17 protein-coding genes and 1 tRNA gene are annotated in these 20,707 nt (G+C 51.5%); 7 read left to right on the top strand and 11 right to left on the bottom strand.

Going from position 1 to position 20,707, the window contains the following annotated elements; genetic code table 11:
* Positions 1 to 13: 13 nt before the first annotated feature.
* The 7 genes from H6X83_RS05830 to H6X83_RS05800 all read left to right on the top strand — a co-directional run bounded on the left by H6X83_RS05830 (position 14) and on the right by H6X83_RS05800 (position 7,122).
* Positions 14 to 1,627, top strand: coding sequence for a hypothetical protein (locus H6X83_RS05830; protein WP_212508194.1), 1,614 nt, complete (start codon positions 14 to 16; stop codon positions 1,625 to 1,627).
* Positions 1,627 to 2,223, top strand: a complete 597-nt coding sequence (locus H6X83_RS05825; protein WP_212508193.1) for a hypothetical protein — start codon at positions 1,627 to 1,629, stop codon at positions 2,221 to 2,223. Before H6X83_RS05830 ends, H6X83_RS05825 begins: the two co-directional genes overlap by 1 nt.
* Positions 2,220 to 2,954, top strand: a complete 735-nt coding sequence (locus H6X83_RS05820; protein WP_212508192.1) for a prepilin peptidase — start codon at positions 2,220 to 2,222, stop codon at positions 2,952 to 2,954. Before H6X83_RS05825 ends, H6X83_RS05820 begins: the two co-directional genes overlap by 4 nt.
* A gap of 13 nt (positions 2,955 to 2,967) precedes the next feature.
* The gene (locus H6X83_RS05815) at positions 2,968 to 4,638 is read left to right on the top strand and encodes a GspE/PulE family protein (protein ID WP_212508191.1); all 1,671 of its coding nucleotides are present in this window, start codon (positions 2,968 to 2,970) and stop codon (positions 4,636 to 4,638) included.
* Positions 4,639 to 4,662: 24 nt separating this feature from the next.
* Positions 4,663 to 5,697 carry a type IV pilus twitching motility protein PilT gene (locus tag H6X83_RS05810; protein ID WP_212508190.1) on the top strand — a complete coding sequence of 345 codons (1,035 nt, stop codon included), beginning with the start codon at positions 4,663 to 4,665 and terminating at the stop codon, positions 5,695 to 5,697.
* Positions 5,698 to 5,711: 14 nt separating this feature from the next.
* On the top strand, positions 5,712 to 6,956 hold the full coding sequence (locus tag H6X83_RS05805; protein WP_212508189.1) for a type II secretion system F family protein: 1,245 nt from the start codon (positions 5,712 to 5,714) through the stop codon (positions 6,954 to 6,956).
* A gap of 81 nt (positions 6,957 to 7,037) precedes the next feature.
* A tRNA-Leu gene (locus tag H6X83_RS05800) sits at positions 7,038 to 7,122 on the top strand.
* Positions 7,123 to 7,218: 96 nt separating this feature from the next.
* On the opposite strand, the gene H6X83_RS05795 is transcribed toward H6X83_RS05800, so the two are convergent.
* From H6X83_RS05795 to H6X83_RS05745, 11 genes are all read right to left on the bottom strand, one after another.
* A complete protein-coding gene (locus tag H6X83_RS05795) occupies positions 7,219 to 7,824 on the bottom strand; it encodes a ribonuclease M5 (protein ID WP_212508188.1) in 606 nt (201 codons plus the stop codon).
* Entirely contained in the window at positions 7,821 to 8,873 is a 1,053-nt protein-coding gene (holA, locus tag H6X83_RS05790; protein WP_212508187.1) for a DNA polymerase III subunit delta, read from the bottom strand. The genes H6X83_RS05795 and holA overlap by 4 nt, the downstream gene beginning before the upstream one ends.
* Complete coding sequence (locus tag H6X83_RS05785) at positions 8,873 to 11,101, bottom strand: ComEC/Rec2 family competence protein (RefSeq protein ID WP_212508186.1); 2,229 nt, start codon at positions 11,099 to 11,101, stop codon at positions 8,873 to 8,875. The genes holA and H6X83_RS05785 overlap by 1 nt, the downstream gene beginning before the upstream one ends.
* 23 nt (positions 11,102 to 11,124) lie before the next feature.
* Positions 11,125 to 11,649 (bottom strand): phosphoribosyltransferase family protein, encoded by a 525-nt coding sequence (locus H6X83_RS05780; RefSeq protein ID WP_246419618.1) that lies wholly within the window; start codon positions 11,647 to 11,649, stop codon positions 11,125 to 11,127.
* 126 nt (positions 11,650 to 11,775) lie between these two features.
* Positions 11,776 to 12,114, bottom strand: coding sequence for a histidine triad nucleotide-binding protein (locus H6X83_RS05775; protein ID WP_212508184.1), 339 nt, complete (start codon positions 12,112 to 12,114; stop codon positions 11,776 to 11,778).
* Positions 12,115 to 12,459: 345 nt separating this feature from the next.
* Positions 12,460 to 15,090 (bottom strand): alanine--tRNA ligase, encoded by a 2,631-nt coding sequence (alaS, locus tag H6X83_RS05770; protein ID WP_212508183.1) that lies wholly within the window; start codon positions 15,088 to 15,090, stop codon positions 12,460 to 12,462.
* A gap of 277 nt (positions 15,091 to 15,367) precedes the next feature.
* Positions 15,368 to 16,990, bottom strand: coding sequence for a peptidoglycan D,D-transpeptidase FtsI family protein (locus H6X83_RS05765; protein WP_212508182.1), 1,623 nt, complete (start codon positions 16,988 to 16,990; stop codon positions 15,368 to 15,370).
* Positions 16,991 to 17,038: 48 nt separating this feature from the next.
* Complete coding sequence (locus H6X83_RS05760) at positions 17,039 to 18,271, bottom strand: peptidase U32 family protein (RefSeq protein WP_212508181.1); 1,233 nt, start codon at positions 18,269 to 18,271, stop codon at positions 17,039 to 17,041.
* Positions 18,268 to 19,551 (bottom strand): endolytic transglycosylase MltG, encoded by a 1,284-nt coding sequence (mltG, locus tag H6X83_RS05755; RefSeq protein ID WP_212508180.1) that lies wholly within the window; start codon positions 19,549 to 19,551, stop codon positions 18,268 to 18,270. Before mltG ends, H6X83_RS05760 begins: the two co-directional genes overlap by 4 nt.
* Entirely contained in the window at positions 19,544 to 20,167 is a 624-nt protein-coding gene (locus H6X83_RS05750; protein WP_212508179.1) for a 5-formyltetrahydrofolate cyclo-ligase, read from the bottom strand. Before H6X83_RS05750 ends, mltG begins: the two co-directional genes overlap by 8 nt.
* Positions 20,158 to 20,700 carry a DJ-1 family glyoxalase III gene (locus tag H6X83_RS05745; RefSeq protein WP_212508178.1) on the bottom strand — a complete coding sequence of 181 codons (543 nt, stop codon included), beginning with the start codon at positions 20,698 to 20,700 and terminating at the stop codon, positions 20,158 to 20,160. The genes H6X83_RS05750 and H6X83_RS05745 overlap by 10 nt, the downstream gene beginning before the upstream one ends.
* Positions 20,701 to 20,707 lie beyond the last annotated feature (7 nt).

The raw sequence follows: 20,707 nt of genomic DNA, 5'->3' as shown, positions 1-20,707 counted from the left end.
GGTGGCATCTGTTTTGAAGCTGCTGATTCTTCAAATTTCCAACCGAAGCCTGCTGCTGACTCCGGTTACCGCAAATTCAGGCGGTCGCAGACTCTTCGGCATTCCGCAGCAGTATGAACTGCGCCCGGAATTGAAAGACGGACAGGCTCTGGACAGCCCTGCACTGCTGGCACGGTTTGTGAAGCAGTGCATCCAAAACGACGGCTTGAGCGGAGAAATTGTGTTTTGTCTGGAAAATGACCATATTGTCTGTGCAGAATACCAACATCTGCCCTGCAAGCCGCAAAATCTGCCCATGTTTGCAAAGCTGGAAGCCGAAACGGTGCTTTCCGAGGGCACCGACGGTTACATCGTACAAAACTGCGAATATGGATTTTTGAATGAATTGACCGGCAAATTCACCAGTACCTTATTTGCTGTGCGCGGAACGATTATTGCCGCGCTGCGCAAGGCTTTTCTAGCAGAGGGGCTGCAGATTTACCGCGCTGTTCCGCCAATCGCCGGGCTGATCTATGCTGCCAAAGTAGTTGCTGCAAACCACAAAATGGAGGCGGCCATTTTGGACTTGGATTTTCAAAGAACGCGCCTGCTGATTCTGCACAATGGTTTACCGGTTTTTTCGCATTCCTTTGAGGGCGTGTTTGATGACATTGTGGACATTGTACAGGAGGACCGCGCCTGCAGCTATGAAGAAGCCGTAAAAATTGCACGTTCGCTTTCTCTTGGCGAAACCGGTTCACTCTCCATCACTGGTGAATCCATGCGCCGCATCACCACATTGCTGAATGCCAGCATCGAGGAAGCCGTGCGCAATCTGCGCATGGTGCTTTCCAGCGAGCGTATGGAACTTACCGGAATCATTTTGTGCGGCGCACTTGCGTCTCTTTCAAATTACCGCGCCTACTGGGACGCACAGGGGCTGGACGTTCCGCTAAAAAGCATTAGTGAACTCCCGGAAGCTACCAAAGTACTTCCCCTGCCGACCTCTGAAACGCTGCAGGCAGGCTACCCCGCTGATGCGTTTTTTACTTTCAACGGTATCCTGCAGGCAGGTAAAAAGGACAACCTTGACTTCATCGCACTGGTGCAAAAAAAATCGGATGCCGGATTCATCAAAATGGTTCTGATTATCGGTATCAGTGCGGCGGCTGCAATATTGATGGCAGTTGAACCAATCAAATATATCAGTCAAAAGAATCAGCTGGCACTTGACCAACAGCTACTTGCGAATCCGGCCTTTTCACAGGTGCAGGCACTTCACGATAAGGAAGTTTCCCTGCAAAAGCAGTTGAAAGCATTGGAAGCCGACCGCGCGCTTCTCCCCTTTGGCAAAAGTACAGCCGAAGAAATTTTCAATCAGCTGGATTCGCAGATTTTTAAAGAAGTTACCTCCGTAAGTTCCTGTTCTATTGACAACACAACCGGGCAAATCGCGCTGACCTTCACCACTTCTAACTACGAAAAATACTTGGAACTGCGCCACAGCATTGAACAAAACGGCTACTTTACCGTTTCCATTCCGTTCAGCGTCAGCATACAGGCAAACAGCAGCTGCATTTGCAGTTTTACGCTGACCCCTGCAAAATTCACAAGCTGGAAAACCAGCAGCACCGGAGGGAGCAACTGATGAAAAACAAAAGAATATCCGGCTTCCTGATTTACCTGCTGCTGCTTGTTGTTGCTTTACTGATTTATTTCAATTTTGTGTACGTACCGATTTCTGAAAAAAATACGCAGATGGAACAAACACACCTGCAAAACACGCAGCAGATTCAGTACTTTGAAAATATGATAACACAGGGCAACGCTATGCGGAAAGATATTACAGTTCTGCAGGAAAAGCTAAAAAGCAGTGAACAGAAAAACTCAATCACCAGCAGCAAGGCTGCCGACGATGTTGACACAGCCTGCAAAACTGCCGGAATCACACCTTCCAAGGTAGAATTGCAAAATCCCGCCGCTGTAGCCGGAAAAATTTCTTCCGAAAAAGAGCAGCTTTACAGTGTTGATGTATCAATCGGAACCATGTGTACGGTACCGCAGCTGCAAAAACTGCTGGATTACTTTGAAAAGCAATCCGCAGGTGCGTATTATGTCAATCAGGTACAGTTCACACCCTCCGGAAAGGATGCTTCCACCGTTTCCGTAAACCTGTCCCTGTCTCTTTATTACTTCGGTGCGGCACAGCAGACTGCCTCGTCCTCCTCGTCTGCTTCTAAGTGAATGCCGCCGCAGCCATCCTGCTGTGTCTGGCAGCTGGGCTGGCAGCAGGCGGCGCAAGTGTTCTGCTTTTAAACCGAATTCCGGCCTGGTGGCTGTGCGACTATGATGAGCAGCCGGATGCTTCCCTTTTGGAAAAGCGCGTATATTTTTTTCCGCACGGCACTGTTTTTTCCGCTGTGGCAGCAAGTGTGTTCCTGCTGTACTTTTTCCAGTATGGTGTTTGTCTGCAGCTTTTTGCGGCTGCAGGTACTGTACTGCCGCTTTTATGGATTACATTTACAGACCTGCGCTATCGCATCATTCCCGACCAGTTTTCCGGAAATTTATTTGTTCTGGCACTGTTCTATCAGTTGGCAGCTCCCTCCGGTACGGTAGGCGCACATTTGCTAAATGCCCTGCTGGGAACCGCCGCCGGAGCAAGCATCATTCTGCTGATGGGACTGCTCGGTCACGTACTGTTTCATCAGGAAGCAATGGGCGGCGGCGATTTGAAACTTTTTGCGGCGGTAGGCACACTTAGCGGGCTTTCCGGAATTCTGCCGCTGTTTCTTTTTTCGCTGATTTTTGCGCTCATTCACATTTTGTACCTGACCACGCGCGGCAGGCTGAAAGGGAAAGTACTGTACCTGCCGTTTGGCCCCTCTATCTGTTTTGCGGCAGCGGCAGTCACAGCCTTTTCCAGCGAAATCTCTGCATTCCTCAGCTGGTACACCGCACTGCTGACCGTATAAAGGAAGGATTCTCATGAAAATTACAAATTTAAAGCTTGGACAAATTCTTGTAAACTCCGGTGTACTGACCAAAGAAAAGCTGCAGCAGGCACTGGAACAGCAGAAAAGCTCTAAAATGCGTCTGGGTGAAATCCTGATTTCAAATGAATATTTAACAGAAATGCAGATTATCCGCTCACTGGAGCAGCAGCTTTCCATTCCCTACCTCGACCTGACTTCGATTACCATTGACCCTACACTTTCTGCACTTTTGCCGGAGGAACTGGCGCGCTCCACCCACGCGGCACCCGTCAAGCGGGAAAGCAGTGTGCTGACCCTTGCCGTGGAAGACCCGCTGGACTACAATGGCATTAACAACATTGCCATTTACACCAAACTAAAAATTAACCCGGTTATCGCTGAACGGGAAAAAATCGAAACGAAAATCCGCGAATTGTACACCACTCAAAAAGCTTTTGCGGCCGCAAAAGAACTTTCCACCAAGCAGGAGGACGCACAGGCGGAGGCAATCACCTCCGGCAGCGACCAGCCAATTATCCGGTTTGTCAACAACATGATTGAGCAGGCCGTGCTGATGAAAGCCAGCGATATTCACATTGAGCCGCAGGAAAAGACCATGCGCATCCGCTTCCGCGTGGACGGCCACTTAATTTTGTACATGGAAACCCGCTCGGAACTTGCACCATCTGTTGTTTCCCGTATTAAATTTATCGGCGGCATGAATATTGCGGAAAAGCGCGTTCCACAGGACGGACGCATTAACTACAAAATCAATGAAAAAGAAATTGATATGCGTATTTCCGTATTGCCCTGCATTTTCGGCGAAAAAGTGGTTATTCGAATTACAACCGCGCTTGGCTTCTCACTGGTGAAAGAGGACATCGGCTTTCTGCCGGAAAACCTTGTAAAGTTCAATAAAATGCTGCACAACAACCACGGCATTATCCTGCTGACCGGCCCGACCGGCAGCGGCAAATCCACTACCCTGTACACCGCGCTCAAAGAAATCATGCGGGACGACATCAACATCATCACCGCCGAAAACCCGGTAGAAATGATTCTGCCGAACATTACGCAGGTGGAAGTAAACTCCCGCACAGGACTGACCTTTGCCGCTGTGTTGCGCTCCATTCTGCGGCAGGACCCGGATGTGGTGATGGTCGGTGAAATCCGCGACGCAGAAACGGCCCAGATTGCCTGCAGCGCCGCAATTACAGGTCATTTGGTACTTTCCACCCTGCACACTTACGACGCTCCCAGCTCAATTATCCGCCTGATGGACATGGGTATTGAGCCATTCATGGTTTCTGCCGCGATGTTAGGCGTCATTGCGCAGCGCCTGGTGCGCCGGCTCTGCCCACATTGCAGAGAGGCCTACCCTGCAAATGCACAGGAGCTTGCCCTGCTTGGCCTGCCGAAAGATGCAAAGCAAACGCTCTACCACGCCAAAGGCTGCAGCTACTGCAGCGGCCGCGGCTACCTTGGCCGCACCGCTATTCACGAAGTCATGCCCCTTTCCCCCGCCATTAAAGCCTGCATCATAAACGGCAGCAGTCAGGAGGAAGTACGCAAGGTTGCCTGTACGGAAGGTATGACGACCCTCAACGAAAACCTGCAGCAGATTGTGCGGGACGGCATCACTTCCATTGAGGAAATGCTGGAAGTCAGCAGCATGCAGTTTTAATCTGCCAAAAAGGAGCTGGAACATATGGAGTTTCTGGAATTGATAAAAGGCGGTGTAGAAGCGGGCGCTTCTGACATTCACCTAGCCTCCGGTAATCGTCCTGCTTACCGAATTAACGGAGAAATGCACTTTCTTGAACAACCTGTGCTGACTGCGGAAGCGGTCAGTGTCATGATTCAGCACTGCCTGAACCCGGAAAAATACGAAGAATTCTGCACGAGCGGCGATGTGGATGCCTCAGCAGAGCTGGCCGGCTGCGGACGCTTCCGCGTAAACGCCATGCGGCAGACACGTGGGGTCACACTGGTGCTGCGCATTATCAACGCCCAAACACCTGATATTGCGGACCTGCATCTGCCCCAGTCGATTGACCGCATCCTTTCCCTGCGGGATGGACTGGTACTGGTGACCGGTCCCACCGGCAGCGGCAAATCCACCACGCTTGCCGCCATTATTCATGAGTTTAACAAAACTCGCAGTAGTCACATCATTACGATTGAAGACCCCATTGAATACCTGCACCAGCCCGTACACTGCCTGATTAACCAGCGGGAAATCGGTGCGGACAGCGTTTCCTATGCGCGGGCGCTGAAGGCCGCACTGCGGGAAGACCCAGACATTATTCTGGTGGGTGAAATGCGGGATCTGGAATCTATCGCGATTGCCGTAACCGCCGCCGAAACCGGACATTTGGTACTCTCCACCCTGCACACCATTGGTGCCGCCAAAACGATTGACCGCCTAATCGACGTTTTTCCACCGGAACAACAGCAGCAAATCCGCACACAGCTTTCCATGGTGCTGAAAAGTGTTGTTTCACAGAGGCTGCTGCCAACAGCCGACCGCAAAAGCCGCATCGGCGCGTTTGAAATGATGTTTGTCACCCCCGCCATCAGCAACCTGATTCGGGAAGGACGCACGGCAAATATTCTGCAGGCCATGCAGACCGGTGTGGCACAGGGAATGATTACCATGGACAAAAGCATCAGCGAATTGCAGCGCGGCGGAAAAATCACTGCCGCCACCGCCGCCGAATATATCGAAGACTACAAACGGTAAAGGAGGTGTCCGCATTGCAATATCAATATCTCGCCGTTAACACAAAGAATCGAAAAACACGCGGACAGATTACCGCAAATGATAAAGCAGAGGCAATTTCTCTGCTGCAGGAACAAGGGCTGATTGCACTGGAACTGACCGCAGCAGGCGGCAGTGATGCAGAAGCTGATTCTATTTGGTCCAAACAGCTCGGCTCCTCCGACATTCACAACATAAAAATTCCCAAAAAACAGCTAATGACCATGTTGCACCAGATGGGGATCATGATGAAGTCCGGCGTTTCTCTATCCACAGCAATGAGTGTGCTGATAGACGGCGAACGGGATAAGCGCATAAAGAAAGTTCTGCTGGAAATCAATGACGATCTCTTTACCGGCACGGCACTTTCTGTTTCCATGGCAAAGTTTCGCGCATTTCCGGAAATTGTGGTCAACATTTTGCAGAGCGGCGAAACCAACGGCCGCTTGGACACCGCTTTTGAGCGCTGTGCAGATATTCTGCAAAAAGAGCTGTTGATTACTTCAAAAATCCGCAATGCAATGGGATACCCCACTTTTCTGCTTGCACTCACAATCCTTTTAATGATTATTATGAATGCAATGGTGCTGCCAAACTTTGCACTTGTTTTTGAGCAATTCGGTTCTGACCTGCCTGCACTTACAAAGAACATCATGGCAATTTCAAATTTTTTAACCACATGGTGGTATCTTGTTGTACTGGGCATTGCCGCGTTTATCATCACCTTCTACCTGCTGAAAAAACGTGTAGAAGCCTTTTCCACTGCGGTTGACCGCATGATGCTGAAAATTCCGGTTATCGGCACGCTGCTGCGGCAGTCGTACATTGCACGTTTTTGCCGAACGATGTCTTCACTGGTGGAATCCGGTGTTGAAATCGTACGCGCCATTGAAATTTCCTCGAAAGTAATCCCCAATAAATTCATGCGAAGCCAGCTAAAAGAAGTGACGGATGATGTGCGCATTGGTTCTGCCATCAGCACTTCTATGGCGAAGTATCGCATCTTCGATCCTCTTCTCGTTTCTATGGTACAGGTAGGCGAAGAATCCGGCATGCTGTTTGAAACCATGGAGAAAATGGCCGACCTATACGAAAACCAGACAGATGACAGCGCCAAACGACTGACTACCATGTTGGAACCAGCAATGACCATTATCATTGCGGTCATTGTTGGAACCGTCATTGTTTCCATTGTCATGCCGATGTTCGGCATGTACTCAGTTGTGGCCGGCGGAAACTAAGGCAAAAAAAATTCATATTTTGCCGAAATACCGTTGACATTTTACCAGTGACAGTGCTATAATAATACACGTCGCTGAAATGCGCGAGTGCTGGAATTGGCAGACAGGCACGTTTGAGGGGCGTGTGTTGTATGACGTACGGGTTCAAGTCCCGTCTCGCGCACCAAAGTGGAACCGGCAGATTTTTATCTGCCGGTTTTTTATTATCATACTTCTTTAATAGGTAATGAAAGCTCTGCGGATTGGATTTCCGCAGAGCTTTTTATATGGAATCTTCCGCAAACAGTGTGGAACAAAGCTCGCAGAGTGCTTCATAATCTGTCAGCGTGTTAAGAACCTCCACCAACGCATTGGCAGACAGATGTTCCGGCAAATCCAGCGCTTTCTGCACCAACCGACGCCGCTGGGCGCTCTCACTGCCACCGGAAAGACCCAGCAGGTACAAATCTGTTTTCGTAATCTGCCGCCCCTGTGGAGCCTTGTAGTCGCTTTCTATGCCTGCTTTTTTCAAGCACTCACGCAAAATATTCAGCGGAATGCCCTCTACCCCCAGTTTCCCCTCTTTTCCAGGTGCTGCCTTCCGCTTTTCCTTGCCGAAAATGTCGGGAATATAGGCATTTTTGATTTTCTCCGGGTCAATTGCGCCTTTGAGAAAATTGCGGATTAAAAAGCCAGCAGAATCACTGTCTGTCAGAATGAGCAGGCCGCGCTTATCTGCCAGACGGCGCAGCAATTCCAGCTGCTCTTTGTCCCGAAAAATGGCGAACCCATGCGTTTCAATAATCAGACCGTCAATCAACGCAGAAAGCTTGATTTTATCATACTTGCCTTCCACCACAACTGCTTCTTTAATTTTTAGTTTTGTCAAGCGTTCTCCTCCCCTCCGGCTATCACCAGCAGCCGCGCAAGTGTGTGCTCCAGAATCAGGCGGCTGTCTGTGCGGGAACCCTTTAGGTCCAAATCCGCCTGCAAAAGTACATCCAGACTGGCTCGCAGCATCTGTGTGGAAAGGTTATGCGTATCGCGCTCCGCATTTGTCAGACGGAACTCCCGACGCTTATATTCCTCAAAATGATTTGCAGGCTCCAGCGCGGTTTCACCGCTCTGCAGTGCGGTACGCACACGGTACAAATCGATGTATGCACCGGAAAGCACCGCTAAAATTCGCACAGGTTCCTCATTCTGGTCCAAAAGCTGCCCCAGTGTCTGATAAGCCTGCGCATACCGCCCGGCCAGCAGCGCCTTGCTGAGGTCATATACGCGTGTTTCCAGATTGCGCGTTACCAGTTTATCAATCGTTTCACTGCTGATTTCCCCGCCGCCGGTAAACGCACAGACTTTTTCAAGTTCATTCAGCAATGCAGTCAAATCACTGCCGACATATCGAAACATTCGCTGTGCATTCGTTCTGGAAAGGGTACAGCCGCGCTTCCCCGCCGCCGAAATCAACAACCGCTCCAAGTCCTGTTGTGTACGGCGCATACAGGCAATGCAAGTGCCTTTTTCTTTACAGACAGCAAAAATATCCTTCCACTTTTTATCCTTTTTCAGTGCCGGGTCGCTTGCGGCAAAGTACAACACCAGCACTGTGGTATCCGGCACATCGTCCAGCAATTCCAGCAGCTTTTTCACTTCAGAAGGCGTGCGTCCTTCAAGCGCAAGGTCGGCCACTGCCACACATTTTCGCTGTGCCATAAACGGCAGCGCCTGCACAGCATCGTCCAAAGTATCTGCCGGTACATCTCCGGTAAAACGCTGTAAATTAAAGTCCAAAAAGTCCTTGCCCGCTGATTTTTTGATCAGCCGCTGCGCCCAAACCGACACCATATATTTTTCTTCACCATACAGAAAGTACACACCGGCAAGCGTATTGGCCTCTATTTGTTTTTTCAGGTCCCCTTCTCGGCATTCCGCCATCAGTCGTTCCTCCTTATGCGCACCGCGCCGTTTTTCGGCTGCAGCACCAAATCCTGCCCACCACCAAGGATACTGGGCAGGCCGCGGCGCTGCTGCACATACGATTTTATCGCATTTTGGTAGCTGCACAATACCGTCATCGATGTGTGCAGCAAGTTTTCGCTTTTTGGCAAACTACTGCACACCAGTACCTGTGCGTTCAACAGCCCCGCCGGCGCGTTCTCCAAATTTGCACTGTCCCCACAGAACAACATGGAAAGTCCCGCTGTCTGCAGATTCGCCGCGCCGTTTGCAACAGTCATCAGCACCTTTCTGTGCCAGAGAGATGCCTGTGCCTGTTCGCCCGCAACTGTGCAGCTGCCCGCGCTAGCTGTAACCACCTGTTCCAAGGCACCGTCCAATTCCGTACCCGCAGGAAGTACCACGTTGCCAGGGTGAAAGTCCGTCAGCACCACAGCGGCCTGCTGACACTCCCGATTGGAAAGGCTGAGTACAACCGCCGTATCTAATTTTATAACGCCGCATCTTCGCAGAATGCGTTCTGTCTGCCAGCTGTCTGCACCAAAGCCGATCACTGCCCCATGCCCCGCATAGCTAACAACAGCGCTGACACCCTCTCCGCTTGCAGCAATGGTCACTTTCAGAGCATTTGCGTCCGGCTGATACACCAATAAATTGAGCAGCAGCACCACAATACTGAGCAGTGCCGTCAGCCGAAGCGGCAGTTTTTTATGGCATCGACACAAAATGCAGCACACACCCAACAGAAGCAGCATGCACGCAAGCCACAACTTTACAAAGCGATAGTCCGTCGGTACACTGGAAAACGGCAGTGATTTACACCATTCGGTACAGGCAATCAGATACTTTGCAAGTGCATCCGTCAGTTTCCAGACCAATGCAGAAATCGCATTCAGCGGCGGTATCAGGCTAAGAAATGCCGCCGCAAAACCGGCATAAATCATCCAACCGGAGGGTGTCAGCACCAACAAATTCGCCAACGGCGAAACCAGCGACATTTCGTCAAACACTAACAGAGAAATCGGCAGTGTAAACAGTACTGCCGAAAGTGAAGTCATCACCGTACCAATAACAGCATTCAGCAGCCTGCGGCGAAACCGTCCCTTCGGCGCACGCGCAGTAAGAAACCGCTGCACCGGCCGCATACAAAGAATCATTCCCAGCGTTGCTGAGGCACTCAGCAGCAAACTGATATCCGCCGCCGCAAAGGGACTCGCAAGGCACAGCAGCAGTAAGGCAAAGCCCAGTGAATTCAGGCTGTCCGCCTTTCGGTAAAAGCACCCGCCGCACAACAGCACCAAATACATAACTCCACTGCGCATAACAGACGGTACAAAGCAGGTGATGCCCATAAAGAACACCACACCTACCCCTGCCAACACATATTTTGCTCTGCGCGGCAGTGGAAAAAGTCCCAGCAAAAGCAGCAGCATCTGTGCAACGGTTGCCATATGCAGGCCGGAAACTGAAAGCAGATGCGAAACGCCGGAACTGCGGAACGCGTTGGAAACCGCGGCCGGAATTGCCTGCTTCTCCCCTACCAGCACACCGCTGACAAGTGAAGCCTCCAGTGACGGCAGGTCCTGCAGGAAACTGTCAAGCAGTCCCTGACGGATACGGTATGGCAGTGCCTGCCAAAATGGAATTTGAGCCGCTTCCACCGTATATGGCTGAAATTCGTACAGGTGCCCCTGCAAAACGACGCCATCCGCCAGCAGACTGTTTTTTCGGGAAAAATATCCGTCAGAAAGCGGCGCGCTCAGGCGTACATCTCCTGTTACACGGTCAAACTGCTCCGCCGAAAAAGTTTCACCGGAGGTAAGCAGCACTTTTCTGCCGACAAGTGGTGTATCTGCCCTGCCTCCGCAGGTTTCCACCTGCAGCGTATAGTGTGGCTTTCCGCTGGAATAGTCCGGTGCATCCGTTACAACACCAGTCAGCTGTATCGTTTTTCCTGCATATTCTTCTGCCGCCTGAGAAAAGGGCGTACTGCTGAAAAAGAAAAGCATACACGCCGCTGCCGCCGTGAATGCCGCCACCGGCAGCACCATGCATTGGGTCCTTTTCCCTCGGTGCAGCAGCAAAAAAAGCAATCCCAGAAGCAGGCAGCCCGCTCCCAAAAGCAGCGCGCCAGCGGCTCCCAGAAAAACAGAAACCGCCTGTGTCAGCAGATATGTAAAACCTACCAACGCAAGCGGCCTTTTCATACTTAAATCACCAAACTGCCAAATTATTCTTTGCTGAACAGCGGCAGCGGCTCAAGGAAGATAATGTCCTTGCGGTCCTGTGCATCGCCCTCAGCCAGTACAGCCGCACGGCCAACAATGTTGCCCTCAAACTGTTCAACCAGCTTTTCCATCGCTTCCAGTGACTCGCCGGTACTGATAACATCATCAACAATCAGCACACGCTTGCCCTTTAAGCCCTTATAATCATCCTCGGCAAGGTAGAGTTCCTGCACATGGTCTGTTGTAATGGACTTGACCTGCACATGAATCGGGTTGCGCATATAGGATTTCAGGCTCTTGCGGGCAACAATGTAGCGGCCGCAGCCCTGCCGCGCCATTTCGTAGCAAAGCGGAATACCCTTGGTTTCCGCAGTTACCACAACATCATGTTCCGGGCAGCGTTTGAGCAGTTCCGCCGCGCTGGCCTTGGTAATTTCAACATCACCCAGCATTACAAATCCGGCAATGTTCATGGTGTCACTGATTGGGCACAGCGGCAGGTCACGCTCACAGCCTGCGATTGTCATATGATAATACTGTCTGCCGTCTATTGTTTTAATCTGATTCACGAAAAAACCGGCCTTTCTGCAATAATTATGTTTTAAGGAAGCCAGCTTTGCGCCGCGCATTCCTTCTTTTTCTGTCTGTACGCATCAGCCGGGAGGCCACGCCATAGCACGCCCGCCCAAAAGGTGGAAGTGCATATGCTTAACGGACTGACCGCCATCCTCACCCACATTGCTGACAATACGCCAGCCGTTTTTCAGCCTGTTGTCTTTGGCAAGCTTCGCGGCGACTTCAAAAATGTGTGCAACAATGGAGCTGTTTCCCGGTGTAATTTCTGCCGCGGAAACAATGTGTTCGCGCGGAATAATCAGAATATGCACTGGTGCCTGCGGCTCCAAATCCTTAAAAGCGACGCAGAGGTCGTCTTCATAAACGCGTGTGCTTGGAATTTCGCCGGAAGCAATCTTGCAAAATATGCAGTCCATGCTTTTTCCTCCTTTCACTTCTTTTTTATTGAAACAAAAGTCAAATTCAACTGTCTTTACTATACTTTCCGTCGATTTCTTAAAAAGCGACCAGGGGTGTGGGGTAAAGCCCGCCACGACCTTGTTCCTTGACCTTAGTAGCATAAGAAACAGTCTGAACTGCAAGCCCAGGGTTTTGACTTTTCAGTCAGCACTCTCAAAAATTGTACCGTGGGCGCTGCCCACACCTGCAGCCTTGTGAACACACCCCATTCGGGGCACACGAGGCTGACGAAAACTTTACTGTAACGTACATCAACTGAAATATTATAAGCTTTCCCGCAAAGATATGCAAGCTTCAGTAATTTATTTTACAAGTTCTTCCACAACCCCGCACGCGGCATTCAGCGCGGAATCCAGCTTTGTCAGGTCTTTAGCGCCTGCCATCGCGAAGTCGGGTTTGCCACCGCCGTTGCCGCCTGCAAACTGCGCAACCGCTTTTGCAATTTTGCCAGCATGTGCACCGTTTGTCAGCGCGTCTTTGCCAACAGCGACTGCAATGTTTGCCTTTGCACCATTGACACCGGCAAATACTGCAACCATATCAGGTGCACTGTCACGCACTTTGTCGCACATGGTACGCAGAGCCGCGGCATCCGCGCCGTTCAGTTTCGCGGTGCAGACACGCACACTGCCTGCCTGCTTTGCGGAAGCCATCAGCTGTTCGACCTGCTGGCCTGCCATCTTGGCATTCACCTTTTCCAATTCACTTTCCGCCTGCTTGAGCTGCGCCATCAGTTGTTCCGCGTGTGCGGTTAAATCCGCTGTGTTGTTCAGCTTGAGCACTGCGGCAGTCTGGTCAATGGTGTTCAGGCTGTCGTTCAGCAGATTGTAAACGCCATATCCGGTAACCGCCTCAATGCGGCGCACACCGGCAGCTGCGCTTGTTTCAGAAAGAATCTTAAACAGACCCAGCTTTGCAGTGTTGTCCACATGGGTACCGCCGCAGAATTCCTTACTGAAATCGCCCGCGGATACCACACGCACAACCTTGCCGTATTTTTCGCCGAACAGTGCCATTGCGCCCAGCTTTTTTGCTTCTTCAATCGGCATTTCACGCATTTCAACTGGCACGGCGGAAAGAATGATGTCATTCACCATTTTTTCGACTTTCTGCAGTTCTTCCGCAGCCAGCGCGGCAAAATGGGTAAAGTCGAAGCGGACATGCTGTTCGCTGACCAACTGGCCTGCCTGTTCCACATGGGTGCCCAGCACCTTGCGCAGAGCCGCCTGCAGCAGATGTGCCGCTGTGTGGTTGCGCATGATAGCTTCGCGGCGTTCCCAGTTTGGCTGCACACTTACGCTGTCACCAACACGAATGGTACCCGCCTGCACGGTGCAGTGATGAATATAGTTTTTCGCGTGGTTCTTGGTGGTGTCGTTGACATCCAGAACCGCGTCGTCCGCATTGATAACGCCTGTATCACCTACCTGACCGCCGCTTTCACCATAGAATGTGGTGCAGTCCAGCACAAGGCCGATTTCGTCGCCCGCGTCAGCGGATTCCACACGGCTACCGCCGGCAACGATAGCAAGTACCTTTGCCTGCGCGGTCTTTTCCTTGTAGCCGAGGAACTCTGTTTCCGGCACACCTTTCAGCAGGTCGCTCTCGCCTGCCCAGGACTCCGCACCCGCGTTTTTGCGTGCAGCACGTGCGGTCTGGCGCTGCTCCTGCATGAGTTTGCGGCAGCTTTCTTCATCGACTGTCATGCCGTTTTCGCCGGCAATTTCTTTGGTCAGGTCGATTGGGAAGCCGTAGGTATCGCTCAATTTAAAGGCATCTTCGCCGGAAATAACGGTGCCCTTATTATTCTTAATAATATCATTCAGTAACGCGGTGCCCTGATCAATCGTCTTGGAAAAGCTCTCCTCCTCAACAGAAATGACTTTCATAATCATTTCTTTCTTTTCAGAAAGTTCCGGGTAAGCACCGCAGCTTTCGTGAATCACGGTTTCGGCAACTTCTGTCAGGAAAGAGCGTTCAATACCGAGCAAACGCCCGTGGCGGGCGGCACGGCGCAGCAGGCGGCGCAGAACATAGCCGCGGCCGTTGTTGGAGGGCATAATGCCGTCTGCAATCATAAAGGTTACAGAACGCACGTGGTCGGTGATTACACGAATGGAAACGTCATTTTTCTTGTTTTTGCCGTACTCAGTGCCTGCAATTTCGCAGACCTTTTTAATAATATTCTGTACGGTATCGACTAAGAACAAATTGTCCACATTCTGCATCACACAGGCAAGGCGCTCCAGACCCATGCCGGTATCGATGTTTGGGTGTTCCATCGGCGGGTAGCCGCCGTGTCCGTCGCAGTCAAACTGGGAGAACACAACATTCCAGAATTCAACATAGCGGTCACAGTCGCAGCCAACGCCGCAGGTAGGCTTGCCGCAGCCGTGTTCCGGACCGCGGTCAAAGTAAATTTCCGAGCAGGGACCGCAGGGGCCGGGGCCATGTTCCCAGAAGTTGTCCTCTTTGCCCAGACGGACAATGTGGTCAGCGGCAACGCCGACTTCTTTTGTCCAGATGTCAAACGCTTCATCGTCATCCTGATAAATGGTGACCCAAAGCTTATCTACCGGCATTTCCATGACCTTGGTGCAAAATTCCCACGCCCACGCGGTTGCTTCATGCTTAAAGTAATCGCCAAAGGAAAAGTTACCCAGCATCTCAAAGAAAGTACCGTGGCGGTCGGTAATACCGACGTTTTCAATATCGCCGGTACGGATGCACTTCTGGCAGGTTGTCACGCGCTTGCGCGGTGGGGTGACTTCACCTGTAAAATACTTTTTCATAGGTGCCATGCCGCTGTTGATCAGCAGCAGGGAATTGTCGTCTTTCGGAATCAGCGGAAAACTGGGCAGGCGCAGATGCCCCTTCCCCTCAAAGAATTCCAAATATTTTTCGCGAATTTCATTTAAACCCATCCACTGCATTTTACTGCTCTCCGTCCTTTTCTAAATTCTTGCAAAAAAATAAAGCGCCCCCGTCCGCAATGGGACGGGAACACCCGTGGTACCACCCAAATTGCGCTGCAAAGCGCCTCTCTTACCCTTAACGCGGGAAACGCCGCCGCTCATCGCGGGGAACTCCGGGCCGGCTCAGCTTTTGCGAAAAAGACCGGCTTGCACCATTTTACCGGCTCTCTGTGCAGTTTCGCGAAAGCATTTACCCTTCATTGTTTTTCAAATATTTATTAAAATTATTATAAACTCAATCAACCGGGTTGTCAATCTCATTCGGATACAATGCATCCGCAATTTTCTGAAAGACCGGCCCGCAGGTCGCACCACCGCCGTCCCCGCCCTCTGCCATAACTGTCACAATATATTTCGGTGTATCCACTGGGAAAAAACCCGCGTACCAACAAATAACATCCTCTTTGCCGTCCGTAAAATGTCCAGTTTGTGCAGTAGCGGTTTTGGCCGCCGCTTTCACATGTACCGGCTGTCCGGAGTGTCCGGTACCGTATGCCACGCTGTCCTGCATAAAGGAACACAGCAGTTCCGCGTTTTTGCGGGAAATAACCGGCACTCCCTTCGTGTGGTCGGCCGGTACGGAAAGGTGGCCGGAAGCATCGGCCTGCCCCGCGTAAAGCGTTGGCTGCGTGTAAATACCGCCCGAAGCCACCGCGTTCACCATTGCGGCAATCTGCAGCGGCGTTGCCGTCAGGGTTCCCTGCCCAAAAGAAAAATTCGCAAGTGCGCGTCTGTTTGCAAGTTCCTCCAGTGTTGGAAGAGTTCCTGCACTGCTGCAAAGCCCAGGTGCAATCTCCATACTCTGCCCAAATCCAAGTGAACGTGCCATGGTTAAGAACTGCGCCTGCGGCACGTTCTGCATCAGCTTTACAAAATAGGAATTGCAGGACTTTGCAATCGCTTCCCGCATTGTTTCCACGCCATGTGCCTTTCCGTCGTAGCAGTGAAACTGCAGGCCGTCTACAGTTTCGCTGCCGGTACAGGTATATTTGGCATTGGGGTCTGCACCATGTTCCAATGCGGCAGCGGCAGCAGTCAGTTTAAACACCGAACCAACGCTGTACGGCTGCAGTGCGCGATTCACCAAAGCGCCATCCGTACTTTGCAGCGCAGCCGAAACATCCTCCGGTGAAAAATTTGGCACACTGGCAGATGCCAGAATATTGCCTGTACCGGCCTCTAAAATGACAACCGCGCCCTTTTTCAGGTCAGCGGCGCTGTCCTCCGCAATCTTTTGCAGATTTTTATCCAGCGTAAGCACTACGCCGCTTGCAACCCCCGTTGCTGTTGTAACCACCTTGGCTGTTTCCCCTGGCAGCAGGTGGCGCAGAGCATCAACAGAGTAGGTGATTTTCGTGGTTTTGCTGCCGCAGGTAAGCAGGCTGTTAAAGGATTTTTCCACACCGTTTACACCGCACCCGCTGCTGTCTAAATATCCCACCATATGTGCTGCCAATGCACGTTCAGGATAACGTTCTGTTTGTGGGAAACACAAAATTCCGTCTGTCTGCGCCGGTGCGTCCAATTTTGTCAGGAAAGGAGCGCCGCCTTTCATCTGTTCATAAACATTGCTCATCTGCTGCGCAGAAAGTACCTTGCTGAGTGCGGCAGCAGTTTCTTTGCTGGGCACGACGGCAGCAATGAAGGAGGTTTTTCCACCGGTCAACGGCTGCAGATTTCGGTCATAGACCGTTCCGCGCCCTGCTGTAAAAGTTAGCGTCAGTGTCTGCTGTGTGACCGCAGTTTTTGCCAGCGACTCATCCCAGATAGACAAACCCATTACGCGCAGCGCACAGAATGTAAAAAGCAGCAGCATCGTTGTAAATAAGATTAAAATTCGTTTTGCGGACTTTGGCATAAAAAGCACCTCCCTTGAGAAAGTTTTCCCAAAAAGAGGTGATTTTATTCACGAATCCAAATCTTTTTTTACGCGCAGCAGTGCACCCGGCGCAATCGGCGTATCGGTATACAGCAGCACACGCATGACCGCATGGTTTGCCGCTTCGATTTCTTCGCCGTCGCCGTTCTGAATATGATCCATCCTTACTTGATACGGTGCTTTGCCCGGCTCAAGAATGTCAGCCGTGTCGCCGCGGAAAAAGCGGTTGCGCTGTGAAAGCACTGCTACGCCGTTCTGGTAAGACTCGCATACCGCAACTACTTCGTAGTCGCGCACATAGCTGCCAAGATCAACGTTTTGGTTGGGACGGCCAAAGTAAAATCCGGTGCTGTACTGCCGGTGACTGATTTTGTCGAGTTCCTCCGTTACCCACGGTGTCAGTGGGTTTCCTGCAAGGGCATCATCCAGCGCACGACGGTAGGCGTTCGTTGCAGCTGCGGTGTAGTAGGCAGACTTTGCACGGCCCTCAATTTTCAGGCTGTCCACTCCGGCACGCAGCAGTTCTGGAATATGTTCTGACATATTCATATCTTTGGCATTCAAAATGTACGTTCCGTCCCCGTCCTCCATAATCGGCAGATATTGACCGGGACGCGTTTCTTCACAGAGTGCATATTTCCAGCGGCAAGGCTGCGCACAGTCACCATGATTGCCGTCGCGACCGGTAAAGTAATTGGAGAGCAGGCACCGCCCAGAAAAAGATACACACATAGCGCCATGCACAAAGCATTCAATTTCCAACTGCTTTGGTGTCTTTGCGCGCAGCGTTGCCACTTCCTCCAGTGAAAGCTCACGTGCAAGCACCACACGCTTCGCACCCATATCGTAAATCTGGCGCGCCGCGGCATAATTTGCCACACCGGTCTGCGTGGAAATGTGGATTTCCACCCCCGGTGCGACCCGCTTTGCTGCTGCCATAACGCCTAGGTCCGTTACAATGAACGCATCCACACCGGCGTCCCGTGCCATGCGGAGAAACGGCTCAAGGCCCTCCACATCGCTGTTACGGGGAATAATATTGGTTGTCAAATAAATACGTACGCCTCGGCTGTGTGCAAATTCCACCGCCTCGGCAAGCTGCTCCGGTGAAAAATTGGACGGCGCACTGCGCATGCCAAAATTCGTTCCGGCCAGGTAAACGGCATCCGCACCGAACTGGATAGCCGCTTTCAAACGTTCCATATCCCCCGCCGGAGAAAGGAGCTCCGGCAAATGGGGGGCTGGTCTTATTGCTTTCATGAAGTCAGTCCCGCCTCTGCTAAATTATCGGCATGCTCCTCCGCGCTGGAGGCGTAATATGCCTGTTTGGTCTTTGGATTGTGGCAGAAATACAGATAGCTTGTCTCATTCGGATTCAGCGCCGCATTGATTGCCGCCATACCCGGATTGCAGATGGCGCCTGCCGGCAAGCCTTTTATGGTGTAGGTATCGTACTTGCTCTTGTAATTTTTGCCTTTATCCGCCGGCACCGTACTCTTGGAACGATACGGATAGTACGAGGTCGAGTCACAGTCCAGTGTATGGATCTGATACTTGTCCCCATATTTCAGACGATTGTACAGTACAGACGAAACATTAAGCATGTCCGAAGTATCTGCGGACTCCGCCTGAATGATAGAAGCCATGGTCAGCAGCTGATCAAGCGTCATATTCTGTTCCTGGGCCTTGTCCCGAATCTGCTTTGTCAGGTGGTCGTTGGTGTCATCCAGCATTTTCTGCAGGACATTCTGCGGGTCCTCATCCTGATAGAATTCGTACGTATCCGGGAACAGATAACCCTCGTACTTATAATAACGGCCCGTCAGGCTCTTGATATTGGTGGCCATGGTGTAAGTATCGTCAAACGCGTCTGTGTTCAGCACGTCCAAGAACTTCTGCGCCGAGGAAACCACACCGTTTTTTTGAAGCAGCTGTGCGATTTCAAGTGCATTCTGACCTTCCGGTATTGTAACCTTCACAACATCCTTGCGGCCCTCATTAGATTCAAAAGTATTTACCAGCTGCTCATAATCTGTTTTTGTGTCAATCTGCCAAGTGCCGTTGTGGAAACAGCCGTCCGCTTTGCGCAGACGGGTATACAGACAGAAAAAGTCCGGATTCTCAATGGCACCGGCCTGTTTCAGAATATTGGCGACCTGACGGGAAATTTTTTGATTGTTTGCCTGTGCTTCACGCAGTTTGCTGCCACTCAGCTTTTTCAGCGCCGAGGGCTTCATCGAACTCTCCGTAATGGAGGAAGGAATCTCAACGGTAACGTTGACACTTTCGCGGTTAACGGCAAGCACATCATTCAGTCCGGTAATCAGGAACTGCCCCAGCAGCGCTGCCGCCAAAATCACCATGCTCCACCATACCAGCCGGAAAAAGCGCCTGTTCTTTTTGCGCTTTGCCTTGTTCCGCCTTTTGTGGTTGCGCCTGGCACGCTTTTCGTCGGCAGCTTCCCGTGCAGCTTCCGCTTTGATTGCCTCATTCCCGCTGAAGCTGTTGAGCGACTGCTGCGGATGTTCATTTTCAGTCATGGCGTTCCTCCTGACGGCTGGCAGGACGGCTGCCCGTCTTTCTGATATAAGTTTCTGTAATCAATATGTCTACAGGCCGGTCATAATACCCATGCGGTAAATTCCACGGTACACAGGCACGGTAGCAGATACCGGCCGTCTGCCCGCCAAATGAAGACAAAAAGCGGTCATAATAACCTTTTCCGTAACCCAGCCGATAACCCTGCGCGTCAAAACTAAGGCCGGGCACTACGCACAAGCCGTGCCGCAGATCAGCAACCGGCTGACAGTGTTCCGCAGAAGGCTCCAGTACACCGAACATTCCCGGCTCCAGATCCGCAAGCGAGCGAATAAAGTAAAACTGCATCTGATAAGTTCCGGGGATACAGCGCGGTACTGCCACACGCTTGCCGTGCGCCAGCGCATGCTGAATAATTCCGATTGTGTCTACCTCGATTGGCTTACTGACATAGATGAAAATGACTCGGTTATTCCGGTAAATTGGCAGACGAAACAGACGCCGCCGTACTGCCGCGTCCATTTCCACTTTTTGGGCAGGCTCAAGCGCTTCCCGATACGTGCGGTAGCGCCTGCGCAGATCCTGCTTGATTTCCCTGATGTTTTTCTTTACATACATTGAATCGATTTCCTGATCTCCTCGGATTTCTGTTCTCCGCACAATGTTTTAACCAATGCAAGGCCAAACTCCACAGCAACACCGGCACCGCGGGCGGTGATGATTTTTTCGCTCTGTACGACAGGCTTACTGCTGATTTTGCAGCCCAGCTCCGGCTCATAGCCGGGGTAGCAGATTGCTTCATGGCCTTTCAGCACACCCCAGTGGCCCAGTACAGATGGTGCCGCGCAAATGGCAGCAATGTAGCTGTCATGCTCCACAGCCCAATCAACTGCTTCCCGAACAGACTGGGCAGCTTCCAGATTTTTGGTGCCGGGCATACCGCCGGGCAAAACGACCATATCAACCGGTTCCATTTCGGGATTAAAATCCCAGTCGGCAATATCCGGCTTCACACAAATGCCGTGCGCACCTGTGATTTCATCGTCATTCACACCGACCATGCATACTTTTAAACCGGCGCGGCGCAGCATATCCACCGGTGCAAGTGCCTCAGTTTCCTCAAAACCATTTGCTAAAAAAACGTAAATCATTTTCAAA

Origin of the sequence: Caproicibacterium amylolyticum (assembly GCF_014467055.1) — a bacterium.
Taxonomy (GTDB): domain Bacteria; phylum Bacillota; class Clostridia; order Oscillospirales; family Acutalibacteraceae; genus Caproicibacterium; species Caproicibacterium amylolyticum.
This window is presented reverse-complemented; position numbering and strand designations above follow the sequence as displayed.